General features: G+C 72.1%; 16 protein-coding genes. 7 read left to right on the forward strand and 9 right to left on the reverse strand.

Translation table 11 applies throughout. From position 1 onward, the window contains the following. Window positions 1-230: 230 nt before the first annotated feature. Window positions 231-980 (forward strand): enoyl-CoA hydratase/isomerase family protein, encoded by a 750-nt coding sequence (locus IG84_RS0122560; protein ID WP_031060181.1) that lies wholly within the window; start codon window positions 231-233, stop codon window positions 978-980. 93 nt (window positions 981-1,073) lie between these two features. Here the strand turns inward: IG84_RS0122560 and IG84_RS0122565 are convergent, their stop codons facing one another. From IG84_RS0122565 to IG84_RS0122575, 3 genes are read right to left on the reverse strand one after another with little or no spacing between them, the layout of a single operon-like run. After that, window positions 1,074-1,874, reverse strand: coding sequence for a maleylpyruvate isomerase family mycothiol-dependent enzyme (locus tag IG84_RS0122565; protein WP_031060184.1), 801 nt, complete (start codon window positions 1,872-1,874; stop codon window positions 1,074-1,076). A 50-nt stretch (window positions 1,875-1,924) separates the two neighbouring features. Then, complete coding sequence (locus IG84_RS0122570) at window positions 1,925-2,569, reverse strand: DJ-1/PfpI family protein (protein ID WP_031060187.1); 645 nt, start codon at window positions 2,567-2,569, stop codon at window positions 1,925-1,927. 23 nt (window positions 2,570-2,592) lie between these two features. Further along, window positions 2,593-3,555 carry a GlxA family transcriptional regulator gene (locus IG84_RS0122575; RefSeq protein ID WP_031060190.1) on the reverse strand — a complete coding sequence of 321 codons (963 nt, stop codon included), beginning with the start codon at window positions 3,553-3,555 and terminating at the stop codon, window positions 2,593-2,595. Window positions 3,556-3,706: 151 nt separating this feature from the next. Here IG84_RS0122575 and IG84_RS0122580 point away from each other — a divergent pair, with 151 nt between their 5' ends. Both IG84_RS0122580 and IG84_RS0122585 read left to right on the forward strand, forming a co-directional pair. Next, the gene (locus IG84_RS0122580; RefSeq protein WP_031060193.1) at window positions 3,707-4,597 is read left to right on the forward strand and encodes an SCO6745 family protein; all 891 of its coding nucleotides are present in this window, start codon (window positions 3,707-3,709) and stop codon (window positions 4,595-4,597) included. 160 nt (window positions 4,598-4,757) lie between these two features. Next, a complete protein-coding gene (locus tag IG84_RS0122585; RefSeq protein ID WP_425424054.1) occupies window positions 4,758-7,244 on the forward strand; it encodes a Tex family protein in 2,487 nt (828 codons plus the stop codon). A 91-nt stretch (window positions 7,245-7,335) separates the two neighbouring features. On the opposite strand, the gene IG84_RS0122590 is transcribed toward IG84_RS0122585, so the two are convergent. Further along, window positions 7,336-7,917 carry a MarR family winged helix-turn-helix transcriptional regulator gene (locus tag IG84_RS0122590; protein ID WP_031060200.1) on the reverse strand — a complete coding sequence of 194 codons (582 nt, stop codon included), beginning with the start codon at window positions 7,915-7,917 and terminating at the stop codon, window positions 7,336-7,338. Between the two features lie 67 nt (window positions 7,918-7,984). Between IG84_RS0122590 and IG84_RS0122595 the strand changes: the two genes are divergently transcribed. Further along, entirely contained in the window at window positions 7,985-8,704 is a 720-nt protein-coding gene (locus IG84_RS0122595) for an SDR family NAD(P)-dependent oxidoreductase (protein WP_031060203.1), read from the forward strand. Window positions 8,705-8,728: 24 nt separating this feature from the next. Here IG84_RS0122595 and IG84_RS0122600 read toward each other — a convergent pair whose 3' ends face one another. Then, window positions 8,729-10,807 carry an FUSC family protein gene (locus IG84_RS0122600; protein ID WP_031060207.1) on the reverse strand — a complete coding sequence of 693 codons (2,079 nt, stop codon included), beginning with the start codon at window positions 10,805-10,807 and terminating at the stop codon, window positions 8,729-8,731. A 200-nt stretch (window positions 10,808-11,007) separates the two neighbouring features. Between IG84_RS0122600 and IG84_RS0122605 the strand changes: the two genes are divergently transcribed. Next, window positions 11,008-11,958 carry an FAD-dependent oxidoreductase gene (locus IG84_RS0122605; protein ID WP_031060210.1) on the forward strand — a complete coding sequence of 317 codons (951 nt, stop codon included), beginning with the start codon at window positions 11,008-11,010 and terminating at the stop codon, window positions 11,956-11,958. 92 nt (window positions 11,959-12,050) lie between these two features. Here IG84_RS0122605 and IG84_RS0122610 read toward each other — a convergent pair whose 3' ends face one another. The 3 genes from IG84_RS0122610 to IG84_RS0122620 all read right to left on the reverse strand — a co-directional run bounded on the left by IG84_RS0122610 (window position 12,051) and on the right by IG84_RS0122620 (window position 17,230). Then, window positions 12,051-13,811, reverse strand: coding sequence for a BCCT family transporter (locus tag IG84_RS0122610; RefSeq protein ID WP_078649225.1), 1,761 nt, complete (start codon window positions 13,809-13,811; stop codon window positions 12,051-12,053). A gap of 54 nt (window positions 13,812-13,865) precedes the next feature. Further along, a complete protein-coding gene (locus IG84_RS0122615; protein WP_031060215.1) occupies window positions 13,866-15,179 on the reverse strand; it encodes a M14 family zinc carboxypeptidase in 1,314 nt (437 codons plus the stop codon). 80 nt (window positions 15,180-15,259) lie between these two features. Next, window positions 15,260-17,230, reverse strand: coding sequence for a Xaa-Pro dipeptidyl-peptidase (locus IG84_RS0122620; protein ID WP_051862241.1), 1,971 nt, complete (start codon window positions 17,228-17,230; stop codon window positions 15,260-15,262). A 215-nt stretch (window positions 17,231-17,445) separates the two neighbouring features. On the opposite strand from IG84_RS0122620, the gene IG84_RS0122625 reads away from it, so the two are divergent. Both IG84_RS0122625 and sph read left to right on the forward strand, forming a co-directional pair. Beyond that, entirely contained in the window at window positions 17,446-18,972 is a 1,527-nt protein-coding gene (locus IG84_RS0122625; RefSeq protein WP_031060222.1) for a M1 family metallopeptidase, read from the forward strand. Window positions 18,973-19,064: 92 nt separating this feature from the next. After that, window positions 19,065-20,057 (forward strand): sphingomyelin phosphodiesterase, encoded by a 993-nt coding sequence (gene sph, locus IG84_RS0122630; protein ID WP_031060223.1) that lies wholly within the window; start codon window positions 19,065-19,067, stop codon window positions 20,055-20,057. 104 nt (window positions 20,058-20,161) lie between these two features. On the opposite strand, the gene IG84_RS0122635 is transcribed toward sph, so the two are convergent. Further along, window positions 20,162-21,658: an amino acid permease gene (locus tag IG84_RS0122635; RefSeq protein ID WP_051862244.1), complete on the reverse strand. Its 1,497-nt coding sequence runs from the start codon at window positions 21,656-21,658 to the stop codon at window positions 20,162-20,164. Window positions 21,659-21,840 lie beyond the last annotated feature (182 nt).

The raw sequence follows: 21,840 nt of genomic DNA on the forward strand, positions 1-21,840 counted from the left end.
TTCAAGCAGAAGACGGCATACGAGATGCTCAGGAGTCTCGTGGGCTCGGAGATGTGTATAAGAGACAGGTCGCGGGCGGTGTGGGCGGGCTGTCAGGCAGGTGGGGTGGGCGAGCAGCCGGGCAGGTGGGGTGGGCGGACGGTCGACTGGGGCGCGCGGTGGCGGGCGTGGTGGTGATCACGCCTCTCGGGCCGGGACGTGGTCGGTCCTGCCGCTCTACGATCCCCTTCATGACCCCAGGGCTCAGCACGCGCGTCAGCGACGGCACGGCGATCGTCACGATCAGCAATCCCGCCAAGCGGAACGCCATGACGGCCGACATGTGGCGCGCGGTCCCGGAGCTGGTGGAGCGGCTGGCCGGTGACCGGTCCGTCCGCGTCCTCGTGCTGACCGGCGAGGGGAGCACCTTCTGCGCGGGCGCGGACATCGGGTCGCTGCGGGAGTCGGGGGACGAGAACCGGGGCCTCGCGCTGGCCGCCGAGGAGGCGCTCGCCGCCTTCCCCAAGCCGTCGCTGGCCGCGATCCGCGGTTACTGCGTGGGCGGCGGCAGCCAGCTTGCGGCCGCCTGCGACCTGCGGTTCGCCGAAGAAGGCGCGCTGTTCGGCATCACGCCGGCGAAGCTGGGCATCGTCTACCCGGCCGCGTCCACCCAGCGGCTGGTGCGGCTGGTCGGCCCGGCGACCGCCAAGTACCTCCTCTTCTCAGGTGAGTTGATCGGCTGTGAGCGGGCGCTGCGCACGGGGCTCGTGGACGAGGTGCTGCCGGAGGGCGAGCTGGACAAGCGGGTCACGGACTTCTCGGCCGTGCTGGCGAGCCGGTCGCAGCTCACCCAGGCGTCGGCGAAGGAGTTCGCCGACGGCCCCGCGAGCCCGGAGCGGCGCGCGTACTGGGAGGAGCAGGCGCGCGGCAGCGGCGACACGGCGGAGGGCGTCACCGCCTTCCTGGAGCGCCGGGCACCGCGCTTCGACTGGACGGTGTGAGCCGCCGGGCCATCACTGCCGGTCCGGCCCCCCTCGGCTCCCCGGCCCCCGACTTCCCGGTCCGTGGCCCTCGGCCCGTCGCCCCCTCGGGGCTCAGCCGAAAGAGACCCGGTCCAGCCAGAAGTCCAGCAGCTCCGCGTCGCCGAGGATCTCTATGCCGTCCCGATGGGCGGGCCGCCGCCGATAGACCGTCAACAGCAGCTCGGTCAGCGGGCCGCGCAGCGCGACAGCGGACTTCTCATGCGCCCGGCGCCACTCGATGGCCTCGCCGGTGAGGTCGACGACCCACTCCGCCTGCGCCTCGGGCGCGGTGTCCGTGGCGTGGAAATGCAGGGTGCGGCCGGGGCCCAGCAGTTCCCGCAGCTCCGGGTGGTACTCGAACATCACCGGCAGCGAGCCGAGCTCCAGCCACTCGTCGAGCGCGTCCAGCGCCACCTCCTCATCGAGGACGTACTCCACGCCGAGGGCCAGCGCGGCGTCGGCCCGGTGGATCACCGTCTCGTGCGCGAAGCGGCGGGCGAAGAACGTCGAGCCCCGTCCGGCGTTCTCGGGGAGCGGGGTCCACATCTCCGCGTCGGGTCCCGCCTCGCGCAGCGCGTCCGCGAGCAGCCCGGCCCCCTCGGCGAGCCAGCCGTCGAGCTCGGCCGGGTCCTCGCCGGCGTATCCGGAGAGGTCGCGGAAGAAGTCGTCGGGCGGCGGCGCCGATGCCCGGCCGCGGACGATCTCCGCCGCCCAGCGCTGTGCGCCACCGAGGTGGCGCAGCAACTGATTGACGGTCCAGCCGGGGCAGGAGGGCACCGGCCGCGAGAGGTCGGCGCCCTTGATGTGGGAACGCAACAGGTCGGTCTGCGCCACGATTTCGGCGCGGTGTCGGTCGTAGCGCAGTCGAGTCATGGAATGACGGTAGACCGCACCACTGACAACGCCCCGCCGAACCGCTGCCGTCAGGCCGATCCCGTCAGGAGGAACCGGCTGCGCCCGCGCAGCGCCTCGACGATCGCGGCAGGGGCCTTCTCCGGCGAGCCGCTGTCGTACGGCGGCTGCGGGTCGTACTCGATGCCGAGCTGCACGGTCTGCGCGACGGTGTCGTCCGCCAGCCGGCCGAGCAGGGCCAGGCCCATGTCGATGCCGGACGAGACGCCGGCGGCCGTGACGTACTTGCCGTCGACGACGACCCGCTCACCCGTGGGTTCCACGCCGTACTGCTTCAACTGGTCGAGCGCGAGCCAGTGGGACGTGGCGCGGCGGCCCTCCAGGAGGCCGGCGGCGGCCAGCAGGAGCGAGCCGGTGCACACGGAGGTCGTCCAGGTGGTGGTGGCGTCGACGGTTCGCAGCCACTCGTGGAGCGGCCCGTCGGCCATCAGGTCGCTCTGCCCGGGGCCGCCGGGGACGACCAGGACGTCCGGCGCGGTGACCTCTTCCAGGGTCGCGTCGGCGACCAGCGCGAGGCCACCGCTGTCGTTGCGTACGGGGCCGGTGCGCTCGGCGACGAAGACGGTCTCCGCGCCGGGCAGCCGCCCGAGCGTGTCGTACGGTCCGACGGCGTCCAGCGCGGTGAAGCGGTCGTAGAGCAGGATCGCGATCTGCATGAGAATCCTTTCAAAGCGGCGAGTTACGTGGTCTGCGCGTGCGGCCGGAACCGGCGCCGGTACTCCGCCGGGCCGGTGCCGAGGGCGCGCACGAAAGCGCGGCGCATGGCTTCGGGGGTGCCGTAACCGCAGCGCCGGGAGACGCGTTCGACGGCGTCGGTGGTGTCCTCAAGGAGCCGCCGTGCGGCCTCCAGCCGGACTCTGTCGACATAGCGACCTGGCGTCATGCCGACTTCGTCGCGGAAGGCGCGGGCGAAATGGCGAGGTGAGAGTCCGCAACGGGCGGCGAGCGCGTCCACCGACAGATCGGCGGCCGGGTGCTCGGTGATCCAGTGCTGCACCTCGCGCAGCGGCGGGCGCTCGGCGGTCTGCGCGGCGAGCTGGGCGCTGAACTGCGTCTGATTGCCGGGTCTGCGCAGGAAGACGACGAGATGGCGGGCGACGGTCAGCGCGACCTCCCGGCCGAGGTCCTCCTCCACGAGGGCCAGCGCGAGGTCGATGCCCGAGGTGACGCCGGCGGACGTCGCCAGGTCGCCGTCCCGGATGAAGATCGGCTCGGCGTCGACGTCGACGCCGGGAAAGCGGTCGGCCAGCGCGTCGCACAGCGCCCAGTGGGTGGTGGCGCGGTGACCGTCCAGCAGCCCGGCGGCGGCCAGCAGGAACGCGCCCGAGCACACGGAGACCTTGCGGCGGGCCCGTGGCGCCTGCGTGCGCAGCCAGTCGACGAGCCGCGGGTCGGGGTCGCGGGTGCCCTGTCCGCCGGGCACGAGGAGGGTGTCCGGGGGCGCCGCGTCGGCCAGCGCGAGGTCCGGGGTGATCCGCAGGCCGCTGGAGGTGCGGACCGGGCCGCCGTCGAGCGTGGCGGTACGGACCCGGTAGGCGCCGGGCACGCAGAGGCCGGCGCCCGTGAAGACCTCCAGCGGGCCGGTGACGTCCAGGCTCTGGACGTCGTCGAAGAGAACGACCAGTACGTCGTGCGGTGGCATGGCCCCATCCTGGGCGCGCGACCGGATGGCGGCAATGACGCCTTTCCCACCTTTCCTGCCATGCCTGGCCGCCACCTCCCCCATGCCGGGTGCGTCCCTTCTTGGCCGCCCCGGTCTACCGGCCATACCGACGGGTCGGTAACGTGCCGCCATGACCACAACGGCTTCCCCGCAGGACCGCTCCGCGCTGCCCGACCGCGCCGGACGACGCTGTCACAACGTCATCAACCCGCTGCACTCCACGGTGTACTTCTCGCCCGACTTCCCCCAGGAGCTGGCGAAGCTCGGCATCGAGGACCGCAGCGCCGCCTACTTCCTGGGCCGGGCCGCCGCCATGGGCCCGGTGGGTCCCGGCGTCATCGCCGCGACGTTCTACAACTTCAAGTACGAGCTGATCGCCCGGCACATCCCGGACGCCTGGGCCGCCGTCACCCCGCAGCAGGTGCTCGACGCGCGGCTGCGCGCGGCCGACAGCACGCTGCGCCGGCTGCTGGGCGACGAGCTGGTGGAGTCCGACAAGATGGCCGAGGCCGCGCGGCTCGCGCTGCGCGCCGCCGAGGCGTGCTCCCGGCACGCCCGTCCGCTGTACGCCGCCCACGCCGACCTGCCCGTACCGGACGCGCCGCACCTGGCGTACTGGCACGCCGCGACCCTGCTGCGCGAACACCGCGGCGACGGCCACCTCATCGCGCTCGCCGACGCGGGCCTGGGCCCCCTGGAGGCGCTGGCCTCGCACACCGCCAGCGGCCGCGGCATGAGCACCAAGTGGATCCTGGCGACCCGCGGCTGGTCGGCCGAGGAGTGGCAGGGCGCGCGCGACGCGCTGCGCGAGCGCGGCATCCTGGACGCCGACTTCGGCCTGACCGAGGCCGGTACGCAGCTCCGCGCCGAGCTGGAGGAGGCCACCGACCGGCTGGACGCGGCCCCGTACGAGCACCTCGGTGCCGAGGGCGTCGCCCGGCTGACCGAGCTGGCCACGGAGTTCACCACCACCGCGGTCGGCAACGGAGCTTTCCCGGCCGACCTGTTCGGCCAGGGCTGAGCCCGGCCACGGGGCGGGCCCCCGGTCGTACGGCCGCCCGCCCCCGTGCCGTGCCTCTTGTCACACCTGTGCCCTCCTGCCCGGGTCACGCGACAGGCCGTACCGCGACCCTGCACAATGCAGGCTCAAGCACAGCGCGAGAAGGCAGGTCGGGAGCATCGTGACGGCAACCACCGAGTCCACCGGACCCACCCAGGCCCCCGGGGCCGCCGTGGCCCTCGGGTCCATCGAGAGCAGGATCGCCGGGGAGCTCGGCGTGAAGGAGCGGCAGGTGAAGGCCGCTGTCGAACTGCTCGACGGCGGCTCGACCGTGCCGTTCATCGCCCGGTACCGCAAGGAAGCGACGGAGATGCTCGACGACGCGCAGCTGCGCGCGTTGGAGGAGCGGCTGCGGTACCTGCGTGAGCTGGAGGAGCGCCGGACGGCGGTCCTGGAGTCCGTACGGTCCCAGGGGAAGCTGGACGCGGCCCTGGAGGCGCAGATCCGGGGCGCGGAGTCCAAGGCCCGCCTCGAGGACATCTACCTGCCGTTCAAGCCCAAGCGGCGGACGAAGGCACAGATCGCCCGTGAGGCCGGTCTGGAGCCGCTCGCGGACGGACTCCTGAGCGACCCCTCGGTGGAGCCGCAGGCGGCCGCCGCGGCGTTCGTGGACGCCGACAAGGGCGTCGCCGACCCGGCCGCGGCCCTCGAAGGCGCGCGCGCCATCCTCACCGAGCGGTTCAGCGAGGACGCGGACCTCATCGGTGAGCTGCGCGAGCGGATGTGGACCCGCGGGCAGGTGGCCTCGAAGGTCCGCGAGGGCAAGGAGGAGGCGGGCGCGAAGTTCGCCGACTACTTCGACTTCGCCGAACCGTTCACGGAGCTGCCCTCGCACCGCGTACTGGCGATGTTCCGCGGCGAGAAGGAGGAGATCCTCGACCTCGCGCTGGAGCCGGAGACCGAGCCGGCCGAGGGCCGGACGTCCTACGAGCAGGCCATCGCGCACAAGTTCGGGATCGCCGACCGCGGCCGCGCGGCCGACGGCTGGCTGCTGGACACCGTGCGCTGGGCCTGGCGCACCCGCGTCCTGGTGCACCTCGGCATCGACCTGCGGCTGCGGCTGCGCCAGGCCGCCGAGGACGAGGCGGTACGGGTCTTCGCGTCGAACCTCCGCGACCTGCTGCTGGCCGCGCCGGCCGGCACCCGCGCCACGATGGGCCTGGACCCCGGCTTCCGTACGGGCGTGAAGGTCGCCGTCGTGGACGCGACCGGCAAGGTGGCCGCGACGGACACGATCTACCCGCACGTGCCGCAGCAGAAGTGGGACGCCGCGCTGGCCACTCTGGCGAAGCTCGCCCGTGAGCACGATGTCGAGCTCATCGCGATCGGCAACGGCACAGCCTCGCGCGAGACGGACAAGCTGGCCGCCGACCTGATCGCCGCGCAGCCGGAGCTGAAGCTGACGAAGGTGATGGTGTCCGAGGCGGGCGCCTCGGTGTACTCCGCCTCCGCGTTCGCCTCCCAGGAGCTGCCGGAGCTGGACGTGTCGCTGCGCGGTGCGGTCTCCATCGCGCGCCGCCTTCAGGACCCGCTGGCCGAACTGGTCAAGATCGACCCCAAGTCGATCGGCGTCGGTCAGTACCAGCACGACCTCTCCGAGGTGAAGCTCTCGCGCTCGCTGGACGCGGTGGTCGAGGACTGCGTGAACGGCGTGGGCGTGGACGTCAACACCGCCTCCGCGCCGCTGCTCTCGCGGGTGTCGGGCATCGGCTCGGGGCTGGCGGACAACATCGTGGCGCACCGCGACGCCAACGGCCCGTTCCGTACCCGCAAGGCGCTCAAGGACGTGGCGCGGCTGGGCCCGAAGGCGTACGAGCAGTGCGCGGGCTTCCTGCGCATCCGGGGCGGCGACGACCCGCTGGACGCCTCCAGCGTGCACCCGGAGTCGTACCCGGTGGTGCGGCGGATCGTCTCTGCAGCGGGCAGCGACGTGCCCACGCTGATCGGCAACACCGCTGTCCTGCGCACCCTGAAGCCGGCCGACTTCGTGGACGACTCCTTCGGTCTGCCGACGGTGACGGACATCCTGGGCGAGCTGGAGAAGCCGGGGCGCGACCCGCGGCCCGAGTTCAAGACGGCCACCTTCAAGGAGGGCGTCGAGAAGATCGGCGACCTGCAGGCCGGGATGCTCCTGGAGGGCGTCGTCACGAACGTCGCCGCCTTTGGTGCCTTTGTCGACATCGGCGTCCACCAGGACGGTCTGGTGCATGTCTCGGCGATGTCGAAGACGTTCGTGAAGGACCCGCGTGACGTGGTGAAGCCGGGCGACATCGTGCGCGTGAAGGTGCTCGACGTGGACATCCCGCGCAAGCGGATCTCGCTGACGCTGCGGCTGGACGACGACCACACGGCGGCCGCCGGTCAGGGCGGCGAGGGCGGCGCCCGCGGCGCGCGGCGCGAAGAGCGTGGCGACCGCGGTGAGCGGCGTGGGGGCGGTGCCCCGCGGCAGCGGCAGGGCGGCAGCCAGGGCGGCGGCCAGGGCCGGCGTGGTGGCGGCAACGACCGCGCCGGGCGCGGCGGCGGCCGGGACGCGGCCCCCGCGAACGGCGCCATGGCCGACGCGCTGCGCCGTGCGGGCCTGCTCGGCAAGGACAAGGGCGGGCGCTGATCCCGTAGGCAGCGCGGCGCCGGGGCACGTAGGGCGGCGGGCGGGGCGTACGTACGCCCCGCCCGCCGCCCTACGTATGCTCCGGCCGCCGTCAGTCCTCGCCGACGTGCGTCAACCGGTCGTCGCCGAGCCGGTGCTGCACGTCCTGGAGGACGGTGCGGAGCAGGTCGGTCAGCTGGGCCTGCTTCTCGGGGGCGAGGCCGTCGAGCAGTTCGGTTTCCCGGTGGAGCACCTGGTCCACGGTCGCCTCGACGACCTCGTGTCCGGTCGTGGTCAGCGTGACCTCGACGGTGCGCGGCCGCCCCTGCGCGGGGTGTCGGGCCACCAGACCTTCCCGTTCGGCACGGGCCACCCGTTGTGAGACGGCGCCGGCCGTGATCATGCTGCGGCGGCCGATCTCGCGGGTGCTGAGGGTGTAGGGCTCGCCGCTTCGCCGCAACACGCTGAGCAGGTCCAGGGTGGCGGTGTCCACGCCGGCCCGGGCGAGGACCCGGCGCCGGTCGTCGCCGAAGAGCTTGGCCAGCTGCCAGATGCTCGTGACGATCCCGATGGACGAGACGGGTGTACCCGGGCGCTCGCGTTCCCACGCGGCGGCGATGTCGCGCACCGGGTCGGAGGGAACCCCGCCCTCCGGTCGGCCGCCCCCCGCCTTCGTCCTCGCTTCACTTGCCACGGTACCCCTTCCGACTGCTACGTTTAGCTCTAAATTTAGACCTGAATGAACGTGAGGGGTTCAGTTTATGGCACGCAACGTCCTGGTCACCGGCGGCGGTACGGGCATCGGGTACGCGATCGCGCAGCACTTCGCCGAGCAGGGGGAGACCGTCTTCGTCACCGGACGCCGCACCGGACCGCTCAAGGAAGCGGCGGACCGTATCGGCGCCCGGGCCGTGGTCTGCGACCACACCGACCCCGAAGCGCTCGCCCGGCTGCTCACCGAGCTGCCCGAGAGCGTCGACGTGCTGGTCAACAACGCCGGCGGCAACACCGACTTCGACACCGGGGCGGCATCGGACCTGGCGTCCTACGCCAGGGACTTCCGCGCCAACCTCGACGCGAACCTGGTCAGCGCCGCACTGACGACGAAGGCCCTGGAGGAGCGGCTCGCCGCTGGGGGCGCGGTGGTGCACATCGGGTCGATCGCCGGCAACCGGGGCGGCGGTTCGTACGGTGCGGCCAAGGCCGGGCTGGCGACGTGGAACATCGACCTGGCCGGTGCCCTGGGGGCGCGCGGCATCACCGCCAACGTGGTCGCGCCCGGTTACATCGCCGACACCGAGTTCTTCCGGGACCGGCTCACGGACGAGCGGCGTACGCAGCTGGTGACCGAGACCGCCGTCGGCCGGCCCGGCTCCCCCGCGGACGTGGCGGGCGCGGTGGCGTTCCTCGCCTCCCCCGCGGCGCGGCACATCACGGGGCAAGTGCTGCACGTGAACGGGGGCGCGCACCCCACCCGATGAGGCGAGGGGCGCCCCCCGTGCGTCTCACACCGCCCCCGCGTACCCCCGCATCCGCTCCAGTTCGGCCGCGACGTCGCTGAGCGTGGCGCAGTCCGGGGCCGACTCCAGGGCGGGCGGCGGCAGCGGCCGGGGGCGGTGGCGGCGCGGCGCGTTCAGCGCGGCCGCCATGTCCGTGAGGACGGCGCACAGCCGCCGCGCGTCCTCCTCGCTGGGCCGCTGCGCGCCCTGGTCCAGGCGGACGGCCGCCGCCGTGGTGGCGTCCACGATGCGCTCGGCGGCCTTGACGACGGTCGGCCAGTCGGGGTCGCCGCGGCGGTGCGCGAGCAGCTCGGCAGCCGCCGTCTCGGCGGCGGTACGGGCCTCCCCCAGCGCCTGGTAGGCCGCCCGGCGCAGCGCCAGCCGCTCCCCCGTGTCCGTCCCCGGCTCGGTCGCGAGGACCTGCCGCAAGTACGCCTCCGTGCAGTGCAGCGCGGCGGCGACCCGCGGCCCGACCCGGCGCCGCGGGTCCGCCAGCCGTGGCAGGTGGCCGACGACCAGCACGATGAGGCAGGCGATCGAGGTGTCGACGATCCGCTCGGGCGCGGCCTCCGGTGCGCCGCTGACGTGGACGAACGACAGCACCATGAGCGTGATCGCGACGGTCTGCAGGGCGAAGTGCCGGGTGGCGAAGGGCAGCAGCGCGCCGCCCGCCGTGGCCATCACCACGGGCCACCACGCGTCGGGGAGCGCCAGTCCGGCCAGGGCGAAGATCAGCACGCCGCAGGCGGTACCGGCGAAGCGGTTGACCGTACGGGAGAACAGCGGGCCGAGGTCGGGCTTGACGAGGAACGTGGCGGTGGCGGGCAGCCAGTACCAGTGCTCGGCGCGCAGCAGCAGCGCCATGGCGGTGCAGGCGGCGATGCAGATGCCGACCCGCAGGCCGTAGTCGCGCCCGGCGGGCCCGAAGACGCGGCGGCCGGGCCCGCGCCGCCAGGCGAACACGCCCGCGACGCCGCGCGCGAAGGAGGCCCAGCGCCCGGTCTCGAAGGCCGCGCGCGACCCGAAGGGGGTCCAGGCGCCGCTGTCCTCCTCCGGTACGGGGCGCTCCAGCGCGTCTACGGGGGCGACGGGACGCAGCCCCCGGAGGAGCCGCTCGTCCGTGGCGCCCGCCGCGGTGCCGCCGGCCGGCGGCTGGGTGCGCGCGAAGACCACCGCCGCGTCCAGCAGCGCCCGGTCGAAGGCGCTGCGCGCAGGCGTGGAGGTCTCGGGCGCCGGCAGCCGGCCCGGCGCCCGCCCGGTGCGCAGCGCCCTGGCGAGGGCGCGCGGGCCCTGTGCGACGCGGGCCGGCAGCGGCTTGGCCTCCCAGAGCAGGGCGACGCTGGCCTCGCAGAGCGTGGTGGCGGCGGCGAAGCGTTCGATGAGCCGGCGCTCGTCGGTGCGGGGCCTGCGGCGCAGCAGCCGGCGCAGCCGCATGGCCTCGTCGGCCCGGTCCAGTGCCGTGGTCAGCCGGCGCCTGGCCGGTTCGGCGCCCGGCGTGCCGACGGCCACCAGCGCGTCGGCGAGCGCGTCGAAGACGGTGGCGACGGTCGCGCGCTCGCCGCTGAGCGACCCGCCCGGGGGCCGCGGCGAGCGCAGTACCAGCCGCAGCAGGAGCAGCCAGCCGGCGCCGGCCAGCGTCAGCAGGCCCTTGGTCCACGGCTCCAGGTGCGGCAGCGGCATGCCGGCGCCGAGGATCGCGGCGGCCAGCATCTGCATGCCGGCGGTGGAGCGCACGGGCCCGGCGACGCTGCCGGCGCCGGAGACGAACCCGATGCCGAAGAGGGCGAGCACCAGCCACCAGCCGACGTCCGCGAGGGAGGCGCCGGCGAACATGCCCAGGGCAACGGCCAGCGCGGGCAGCCCGATGTGCACGACACCCCTGCGCCGGGTGCCGGGGCGGTCGTTGACGCCCGCGAGCATCGCGCCCAGGCCCGCGAGGACGCCGGCCGCCGGGTGCCCGGTGGCGACGCCCGCGCCCAGCAGCGGCCCGGCGCACAGCGCCCCTCTGACCACCGCCGACCACGGCACGGGCAGCCGCTGCCAGCGGAAGGGGTGGGCGAGCCAGACGGGTACGGCGGGGGGCATGGGCCTCCTTGAGTCGGCTGCGTACGGGTGCGGGACGGTGCGTCAGGGGTCTTCGCTGCGTACGAGTACGGACGGTCCGTGGGGCGTCGTCGGCCGACGGTCTGCTGGTACCAGCCTAAGTGCCGGGATTGTCCCGGTCGCTGCCGGAGGGTTAACCCAAGATCACAAACGTGCGGCGGTGCTCCGGATACGGTCCTGGCATGACGAACGATGTGATCGTGGTGGGAGCCGGTGTCACCGGTCTGACCTGCGCCGTCCAGCTCGCCGAGACCGGCCGTGCGGTCCGGGTGATCAGCCGGGACCGGGCCGCCGGCACGACGTCCTCCGTGGCGGGCGGGCTGTGCTGGCCGTACCGCATCCTCCCGGAGGAGGCGGCGGTCCGGTGGTCGGTGCGCGGCTACGAAGCGCTGGCGGGACTCGCCGGGACCGAGGGCACGGGCGTACGGATGGTGACGGGCACGATGGCGGCGGCCTCGGTGCCGGACCGCTGGCGGGACGCCGTACCGGGACTGCGCGCCGCGCGCCCCGAAGAGCTGCCCGCCGGCATACCCGAGGGCCTGCGGGCCCGCACTCCTCTGGTGGCCATGGACGCACATCTCCAGTACCTGGAACGGCGGCTGGCCGCGGCCGGCGGCACCGTGGAGCGGCGCCCGGCCGGCTCCCTGGATGCCCTGACCCTGGAGGCCGGCGCGGTGGTGAACTGCTCGGGCCTGGGCGCCCGGGAACTGGTGCCCGACCCGGACGTGCGTCCCGTACAGGGCCAGCTCGTGATCGTGGAGAACCCGGGCGTCGAGGAGTGGTTCGTCGACGCCGACGGCCACGCGGACACCACGACGTACATGCTGCCGCAGCCGTACGGCGTCGTGCTGGGCGGTACGGCGGTCGAGGGGGCGTGGTCCACCGAGCCCGATCCGGCGGTCGCCGAGGCGATCGTGGCGCGCTGTGCGCGCATCCACCCCGCGCTGGCCGACGCGCGGATCCTCGCGCACCGGGTGGGGCTGCGCCCGGCCCGGCCCGCGGTGCGCCTGGAGGCCGAGCGGCTGCCCGGCGGCGGGCTGTGCGTGCACAACTACGGGCACGGCGGCGCGGGCGTCACCGTGGCGTGGGGCTGCGCGGACGAGGTGGTGCGGCTGCTGGACGCGGCGGCCTGAGACCCTCCGGACGCGCCGGAGCGGAGGGCCACGACGGCCCTCCGCTCCAGTGACGCACACGGCACCGACAAGGCCGGTGACGCGCCTGCCGATCAGTCCTTCCCGGTACCCGCCGGAGCCGGCCCGTCCGTGTCGCTGACGACCGTCGTCTCCTCGGCCGAGCCGCCGTTGGACGGCCCGATCCGGATCTCGAAGTCGCCCTCGTACTTCTCGTGTCCGGCCACGACCGCGGCCTCGATGACCTCCTCGCCGATCTGGCCGCGCACGATGAGCGGGTCGCTCCGCAGGTCCTTCAGCAGCGCCCAGCACATCATGATCATGACCAGTGTGAACGGCGCGGCGACCAGGATCGTGAGGTTCTGCAGACCCGTGAGCGCGTCGCCGCTGCCGCCGCCGATGAGCAGCATGATCGCGGCGACCGCGCCCGTGACCACGCCCCAGAAGATGACGACGGGCTTGGTCGGCTCCATGGTGCCCTTCTGGGACAGCGTGCCCATCACGATGGACGCGGCGTCCGCACCGGACACGAAGAAGATGCCGACCAGGATCATGACAAGCACGCTCATGAGGGTGGCGACCGGGTACTGATGCAGCACATCGAAGAGCTGCCCCTCCACGGAGGCGGTGTCCGAGAGCTGCTTGTGCTCCTTCAGGAACATCGCGGACTGCCCGAAGATCGCGAACCAGATGAGGCTCACGACGCTGGGCACCAGGATCACGCCGCCGACGAACTGACGGATCGTGCGGCCCCGGCTGATGCGCGCGATGAACATGCCCACGAAGGGCGTCCAGGAGATCCACCACGCCCAGTAGAAGACCGTCCAGCTGCGCAGCCAGGCGTCGACGTCCTCACCGCTGCTGGCGCCCGTACGGCCGGCCATCTGCGACAGTTCGCCGAAGAACGTGGCCACACCGGTGGGCACCATGTTCAGGATGAGGATGGTCGGCCCCGCGATGAACACGAAGACGGCCAGGATCAGCGCCAGCACCATGTTGATGTTGGACAGCCACTGGATGCCCTTGGCGATGCCGGAGACCGCGGAGAGGATGAACGCGACCGTCAGCACGGTGATGATGACCACCAGCAGGGTCGTGCTGACGCTGTCCTTCCAGCCGAGCACCTTGATGCCGCTGCCGATCTGCAGCGCCCCCAGACCCAGCGAGGCGGCCGAGCCGAAGAGCGTCGCGAAGATCGCCAGGATGTCGATGACCCGGCCGCCCGCTCCGTTGGCCCGGCGGACCCCGATCAGCGGCGTGAAGACGGCACTTATCGTCTGCCTGCGACCCCGCCGGAAGGTGCTGTAGGCGATGCCGAGCCCGACCACCGCGTAGATGGCCCACGGGTGCAGCGTCCAGTGGAACAGCGTGGTGGCCATCGCCGTGTCCATGGCCTGCGCGGCGTCCCGGGGGTGGGTGCCCGGCGGATGGGTGCTGAAGTGCCCCAGCGGCTCGCTCACGCCGTAGAACATCAGGCCGATGCCCATGCCGGCGCTGAACATCATCGCGATCCAGGAGACCGTACGGAACTCGGGCTGCTCGCCCTCCGTTCCGAGCGTGATGCGCCCGTACTTGCTGATCGCCAGCCAGATCGCGAAGATCACAAAAGCGGACGCGGCCAGGACGAAGGCCCAGCCGCCGTTCTTGATGAGCCAGTCGAGCATCGTGCTCGACGCGTTCTCGAGTGACTTGGTGGAGGTCGCTCCCCAGACGATGAAGGCCAGGGTGAGCAGTGCCGTGACGCCGAAGACCACGCGGTCGGTCTGGGCGGGGCGGGCACTTTGCGACTCCGGGGGCAGGTCGATCCGGGCCGTTGGCCCGCTCCCGCCCCCCGGTTCGTTCTCTCTGTCCGTCACGTGGTGACCTTTCGATGGGCTGGATTTCCCCTAGCCATTACCCCCTACCACGGTTTAACACGCGGTCGACGGCTTCGCGGCCGTAAGGTGATATGCCGATCGTTCATCGAGCAGCAGCGGCACGAGCGCCCGCTGGGGCTGGCGCAGCCGTACGACGGCACCCTCGCCGTCGCGTTCGGCCTGTACGCCGTGCAGCGCGAGCTCGTCCCCGACCTCCGCATAGCTTCCCTTGTCCAGCCGGTAGGCGCACGGCGGGTCCTGGAGGATCTCCTCGTCCGTTGCCGGATCGTTGTCGGCGCCGCCGAAGTAGACGGGCCCGCGGTCCGCGTATCCTGCCAGCCGCGCCGCCGTGGTGGCCGCCTCGATCCGGCCACGGCGCTCCCCGAGGAAGGCGAACGCGCCCTCAAGCCCGGCGAGCTGGGAGATCAACCGGCGCCGGTTGTTCACGGCCGGGTCGTCCTTCTCGGCCTGCGTGAGCGGCGTCGTACGGGTCTCGACGAGCAGCCCGACGGAGTTCTTCACGCCTGCCGTGTTGCGCAGGATGCGTTCCTGTCCGTCGCCCGCCACCTGCTTGATGGGCTCGCCGGTCTCCGGGTCGGTCCAGATGCCGTAGATGCCGGTGCTGAAGCCGTTTTCCTGCACGGTGGGGCGTACGTACCGTTCGGAGAGCGTACTGGCCTCCTCGTGCACCGCGTCCTGGGTGTTGAGGCTGCGCGGCCACAGGGACAGCAGGTCCTTGTCGTAGTACGGCGGGGTGGCTCCGTACTCGTGCAGGTCGTAGACGGTGTCCGGGCGGTAGTCGCGGAACAGCGTGGCCATCGTGCGGGCCTCGGCGGTCTTCAGAGCGAGGTGGTCGCGGTTGATGTCCACGCCGTCGGAGTTGCCGCGGGTGTTCGCGGCCCGGCCGTCGGGGTTGGCGGTCGGCAGGACGAGGACGCTGGTGTGCTCCAGGAAGCGGCGGGTGGCCGCGTCGGTGGCGTACGCGAGGTTCCGGACCGTGGACAGGCACGCCTCGCGCCCGGACGGCTCGTTGCCGTGCTGGGAGCAGATCAGCAGGACGGAGTTGCCGCGGCGTATCCGGTCGGCGGTGGGCGGCTGCGTGGCGCCGATACGGACGAGCTGGAGCGGGCGTCCCTGCTTCGTCGAGCCGATGCGGTCGACGCGCGTGCGCGCGCTGTCCCGGTCGAGGCGGGCGAGGAACTCCTGCTCCTCGGGCTGGGTGGTCCAGCGCGCGCCGTTGCTGGTCTCGAAGCCGGTGCGCGGCCCTTCGTGCGCCGCGGCCGTGGCCGGCGCCGGTGCGGCCAGGAAGGCCGTGGTCAGCGCGGTGGTGACGGCGCCGAGGAGCGCGGCGCGGAATCTGTACCTCACGAAGCGGTGCCTCCTTGGTGGAGCGGACAGGGTGCTCCGGGCCGGGACCGTGTGCGTACGCCGCGGCCCCGGCCCGGTGGTCAGCGGGCGTCCGGTACGGGCCGGCCGGGACGCGGCGCGTCCAGTCCGGCGAGCGGCCCTGCCTCGGTGTGCGTGGCCTTGGGCGTACCGGAGAGAGCGCGCGTTGCGCCCGTGAGCGGCAGTTCGGCCTTGGTGCGGGACAGGTCGAGGGCGAGCGTCGGCCGGGTGGACGGCGGGTCGATGAGCCCGGCGTCCGTGCCGCCCACGATCAGCGCGAGCCGGTGCCCGGCGGGCACGACATGGTCGGTGGCGGCCAGGTCCACGGTGATCGTGTACGGCTTGCCGGGCGTCAGCGGGCGGCCCTTGTGCGGGTCGGCGTACGTGCCGAGGTCGGCCCAGCCGCGGCTGAAGACGGTCTGCCGCACCTTCTCGGTGTCGGGCGCGGTCTCCTTGAAGCAGGCGCTGTCGCCGTCCCGGCTCGCGCCCCAGCAGGTGCGCCGGTCCAGCGTGGTGATGCCTTCACCCTCCCCCGCGTAGTCGCGGACGGTGGCGGGGCCGAGGTCGACCAGTACGGCCGAGAGGTGGGCGGTGGCGGTGGACGGGGTGGCGGTCACGGTGACCTTGCCGGAGCCGGACAGGCGCAGCGGTGCCGCCAGCGGCGCGGTGCTGAACGCGGCCTTGGCGGCGGTCGGTTGGTCGGCGTGCGCCGCCCAGTCGGTCTCGCTCAGCTTCGGGTCGTCGGTGAAGGTCTCGGTGGCGCCGGGCGGCGCGGGCTTCGTCCCGAGCACCCCGACACCGGGCTGCTCGCCCTTGCCGGGCCGCAGGGTCGTACGTGCTGCCGTGCCGGGCGCGGGCCAGACGCGGTCCATCGACCACTCCCCGGGCGCCCGCTCGATGTCGGCCATCGGGGCGCGGTCGACGCCGTTCTCGTAACCCATCAGGTAGTGGTCGAACCACCGGTGCAGTGCCGGAACCCAGTCCGTGCGCCGGAAGTCGAACGGATCGACGTGCCCGGTCCGGGAGAGCCAGATCTTGCGCTCGACGCCGTTCTTCGCCAGCGCGTCCCACCACTGCCCGAAGTGCTTGGTGCGGACATTGAGGTCCTGCATGCCGTGCACAACGAAGACGCTGGCCTTCACCTTGCGCGCGTCCTTCACGTAGTCGCGCGCGTCCCACAGGTCCGTCCAGTCGCCGGTGCGCGGCGCGCCGTCGACGAGCTGCTTCTGTACGGCGGCGCAGCGGGTGCGGGCCGCCGGGCTCTCGACGTAGTCGGACAGCCACTCGGGGCCGGAGTCGTAGAGCGGCGCGCCCTGGGAGAAGTAGTAGTCGTACCAGGAGGAGATGGCGCCGATGGGCACGATGGTCTTCAGGTTCGGCACACCGGTGGCGGCGACACCGTTGGCCACCGTGCCGTCGTAACTCTTGCCGATCATGCCGGTCCTGCCGTTGGACCAGTCGGCGGCGACCCGTTTCCCGCCCGTGGGGGCGTCGTAGCCGCGGGCGCGGCCGGCCAGCCAGTCCACGACGGCCTTCGCGGACTGCACGTCGGAGCGGCCGCCGACGTCCACGCAGCCGTCGGAGTGGTTGGTGCCGGCCAGGTCGACCAGGACCGTCGCATAGCCGCGCGGCACGAAGTAGTTGTCGTAGAAGAGCGGGAACTGCACGGGGCGGCCGTCGGCGCCGTAGGTCTTCTTCTGGCTCTCGTTGCCGCGGCCGCAGCAGGAGTAGTACGGACTCGCGTCCATGATCACGGGTATCCGGCGGCCCTGCTGCGCCGGTTCGCGCGGCCGGACGATGTCGACGGCGACCCGGTCGGTCCTGCCGTCCGAGTCGCCGTCGATCCTGGTGTCCACCCATACCGACTCGCGGATGGCGCGGTCGTAGGAGTACACGGGTCTGCTCTCCCCGGAGGCGCCGGGTGCGGCCTGCGCGACGCCGCCGGGCGGGAGCAGGACGGCCAGTAAGGCGGCGGTGGCCGCCACGACGAACGCTTGCCACGGTGTGCGGCCCAGCCGCGTGCGTATGGTCACCCGCGGGACCGTAGCGCGAGGCCAGGCGGGTACGTAAGGGTGCGGCAGGGACGGAAGTGACCATGACGACCCGATGTCGGTCATGTGTCAGATATGGCCATGCACCTGACGTGGGGCGCGGCAGTACATAGGGTCAGAAGCGATCCCGACCAGGATCGGCACCACCCCCCACGAAGGCCGGAACCGACCGGCCTCTCCGACGAGTTGGAGGACTCGTGCGTCACAGACTCCTCGTGCCGGGCGCCGCCGCGCTCAGCCTGCTGCTGGCGATCCCGGCATCGGCTGCCGACTACTCCCCCGGCGCGCCGGGCGTGGGTGACTCGTACTACCCCGAGAGCGGCAACGGCGGGTACGACGTCTCCCACTACGACCTGCGCCTGAAGTACCAGCCGAAGACGGACCTGCTGGAGGGCACCGCGACCCTCCTCGCGAAGACCACGCAGGACCTCTCGCGCTTCAACCTCGACTTCGGCCTGAAGGTCAGCGAGGTCCGCGTCAACGGCAAGAAGGCGGCCTTCAAGGCGTCCGGCAAGCACGAGCTGGAGGTGACGCCGGCCGCGCCGCTGCCCAAGGGCAAGGACATCAGCGTCGTCGTGCGCTACGCGGGCAAGCCCTCCGAGCTGAAGATCGACGGCTTCACGGCCTGGGCGCGCACCCCCGACGGCGGCGTGGTCGCGCAGGAGCCGGACTCGGCGGTCTGGTGGTACCCGAGCAACGACCACCCCACCGACAAGGCCACGTACGACATCTCGGTGGCCGTGCCGGACGGCACCCAGGCGCTCAGCAACGGCTTGCTGCTCTCGCAGTCCTCCAAGCTCGGCTGGACGCGCTACAACTGGCGCTCGGACAAGCCGCAGGCGACGTATCTGACCACACTCGCGGTCGGCAAGTTCGACATCACCAAGGACACCACGGCGAACGGCCTGCCGGTCATCAACGCCGTCAGCAAGGACCTCGGGAGCAACGAGGGCGCGGCGAAGTCCAGCATCGAGCGCACCACCGAGGTCGCGGAGTGGCTGGAGACCGTCTTCGGTCCGTACCCGTTCAACGCACTCGGCGGTTACGTACCGAACGTCCCGGCCGGTTACGCGCTGGAGACCCAGACCCGCCCCTTCTACGGCAAGAAGGCGTTCGACGCGGGCACCAACGTCTCCGTCGTCGTCCACGAGCTGGCCCACCAGTGGTACGGCGACAGCGTCTCGCTCAAGGACTGGAAGGACATCTGGGTCAACGAGGGCTTCGCGCGCTACAGCCAGTGGCTGTGGTCGGAGAAGGAGGGCGAGGGCACGGCGCAGGAGCTGGCGGACTACGTGTACGACCAGCACCCCGCCGACGACGCCTTCTGGACGGTGAAGCCGGGCGACCCGGGCCCGGACAACCAGTTCGACATCGCGGTCTACGACCGGGGCGCGCTGGCCCTCCAGGCGCTGCGCAACAAGCTCGGCGACAAGACCTTCTTCTCGATCCTCAAGTCCTGGCCGACCGAGAACAAGTACGGCAACGCCTCGGTCGCCGACTTCGTGAAGTTCGCCGAGGAGAAGTCCGGCAAGCCGCTCGCCGCCTTCTTCGACACCTGGCTGTACCAGCCCGCCAAGCCGTCGGCCCCGGCGGCGAAGGGCGCCACGATCGCGGCCGCCGAGACCCGCGCGGAGCGGCCGAAGTCCTGGAAGTCGATCGCTGCGACGAACGACGTCCACGCGCACGGCGACGTCCATGCGCAGGATGGCCACCGCCCGGAGTAAATCTCCCCGCCGACCGGCGGTTACCAGAAGGTAATGACTGCTGATTGGATGTGCGGCGCCGGATCAACACCCCTACCCCACAGGGAGATTCAGTGCCGCACTCCACGCCGCGACGTCACCGCGCCGCCGTCCTCGCCACCGCGATCGCCGTCGCCTCGTCGCCGCTCCTCACGGCCGCCACCGCAACGGCCGCACCGGCCGCCGCCGCGGACACCCCCGCGCTCAAGGTCCTCACGTACAACGCATTCCTGTTCAGCAAGACGCTCTACCCCAACTGGGGCCAGGACCACCGCGCGAAGGAGATCCCCGCGGCGGACTTCTTCCGCGGCCAGGACGTCGTCGTCCTCCAGGAGGCGTTCGACAACTCTTCCTCCGACGCCCTGAAGGCGAACGCCGCCGCGGCGTACCCGTACCAGACCCCGGTGGTGGGCCGCGGCAAGGACGGCTGGGACGCCACCGGAGGCGCGTACTCCTCGCTCACCCCGGAGGACGGCGGCGTCACCCTGCTCAGCAAGTGGCCGGTGCTCCGCAAGGAGCAGTACGTCTACAAGGACGCGTGCGGCTCCGACTCCTACTCCAACAAGGGCTTCGTCTACGCCGTACTGAACGTGAACGGCACGAAGGTGCACGTCGTCGGCACCCACACGCAGTCCACCGACCCCGGCTGCGCCGCGGGCGAGGCCGCCACGACCCGCGCGAAGCAGTTCACCGAGATGGATGCCTTCCTGGACGCCAAGAACATCCCGGCCGACGAGGAGGTCATGGTCGCGGGCGACTTCAACGTCGACTCCCGCGGTGACGAGTACGGGGCGATGCTCAAGGCGGCCGATCTGGCGCCCGCCGACGCCCGCACCGGCCACCCGTACTCCTTCGACACCCAGGAGAACTCCATCGCGAAGGACCGGTATCCCAACGATCCCCGCGAGGACCTGGACCACGTGCTGCACCGCAACGGCCACGCCCGCCCCGCCAACTGGCAGAACGAGGTCGTCAAGGAGACCAGCGCCCCCTGGACGGTCACCAGCGGCGGCAAGGACTACACGTACACCAATCTGTCGGACCACTATCCGGTGACGGCGGGCTGACGACCACCGCCCGGCCGGCCGCGGCAGAGCCGCCGGAACGCCCGCGGCCGCGCTCGCCGGAAAGGCGAACGCGGCCGCGGAAACCGCTGTGAACTCCGGGAGGGTCAGCGCTGCCCGGGGATCTTCGGCGCGTCGGGCCCGTCCAGGGCCGCCCGCTCCGCCGCGATCCGCGCCACCTTGCCGCGGACCGCGAACCAGCCGATGACCAGGGCCGCCGCGAGGACCGGGATCAGCATCACGGTCTGCCGGCCGACGCCGCCGTCGAACCACATCAGGACGATGACGCCGAGCAGGAAGACGATCGTGGCGATGTCCGTGACCGGCGTACCGGGCAGCCGGAACTTCGGCCGGTCGGCCAGCCCCGCACGGGAGCGGCGGACGAACACCATGTGACAGATCATGATCACGACCCAGGTGCTGATGACACCCAGCGCCGCGATATTGATGACGATCTCGAACGCTTCTTCCGGCAGGAAGTAGTTCAGGCCGACGCCCAGCACACACACCGCGGAGGTGAGCATGATGCCGCCGTACGGAACCTGGTGGCGGTTCATCCGGCCGACGAACTTGGGCGCGGACCCGGACATCGACATCGAGCGCAGGATGCGCCCGGTCGAGTAGAGGCCGGAGTTGAGGCTGGACATCGCGGCGGTCAGGACGACGAGGTTCATGACGTCGCCCGCGTACGGCACGCCGACGTTGGACAGCACGGTGACGAAGGGGCTCTCCCCGTCGGTGAACTTGTTCCACGGCAGCAGCATCGTGAGCAGCACGACCGAGCCGACGTAGAAGACGCCGACCCGCCACATGATGGAGTTGACGGCCTTCGGCACGACCTTCTCCGGCTCGCTGGTCTCGCCCGCGGTGACGCCGACCAGCTCGACGGCGGAGTACGCGAAGACGACTCCCTGGAGCACGATCACGACCGGGAGCAGGCCGGTCGGGAAGAGGCCGCCGTTGTCGGTGATCAGGTCGAGGCCCGGCGTATGGCCGCCCACGGGGTGCTGGGTGGACAGCAGGAAGATGCCGATGAGCATGAAGGCGACCAGCGCCGCGACCTTGATGATCGCGAACCAGAACTCCAGCTCGCCGAAGATCTTCACCGAGATCAGGTTCACGGCCAGCACGACCGCGAGGGCGATCAGCGCCATCACCCACTGCGGGATATCGGTGAACATGCTCCAGTAGTGCGTGTAGAGCGCGATGGCCGTGATGTCGGCGATACCGGTGGTCGACCAGTTCACGACGTACATCCAGCCCGCCACGTAGGCGCCCTTCTCGCCCAGGAACTCACGGGCGTAGGAGACGAAGGAGCCGGAGGAGGGGCGGTGCAGCACCAGTTCGCCGAGCGCCCGCACGACGAAGAAGGCGAAGAGGCCGCAGACCGCGTAGGCGATGGCCAGCGCGGGCCCCGCGGAGTGCAGCCGGCCGCCGGCGCCGAGGAAGAGGCCGGTGCCGATCGCGCCGCCGATGGCGATCATGTTGATGTGCCGGGCCTTGAGGCCCTTGCTGTATCCGGCGTCGCCCGCGTCGTGCGGGGCGGAGCCGTTCCCCCCGTCCGGCGGCCGGTAGGCGTCTTCCTGGACGGTTTGCGTGCTCACAGGTGCGTCATCTCGCTTTCGGGAGGGCGGTGGAGCGACGGCCGGCTGCTGCGGATCGCGCGAGCCGGACCGACCGCACACCTTCCCCGAAGTCCGGGCATCCGTCTGTGAAAGAGATCACAGACGGTCGACTGCGGAGCTCGTCCGAGCCCTTGAGGACCGGTTGAGGACCGGTCCGACGG

It is taken from the genome of Streptomyces ochraceiscleroticus (assembly GCF_000720485.1).
Taxonomy (GTDB): Bacteria; Actinomycetota; Actinomycetes; order Streptomycetales; family Streptomycetaceae; genus Streptomyces; species Streptomyces ochraceiscleroticus.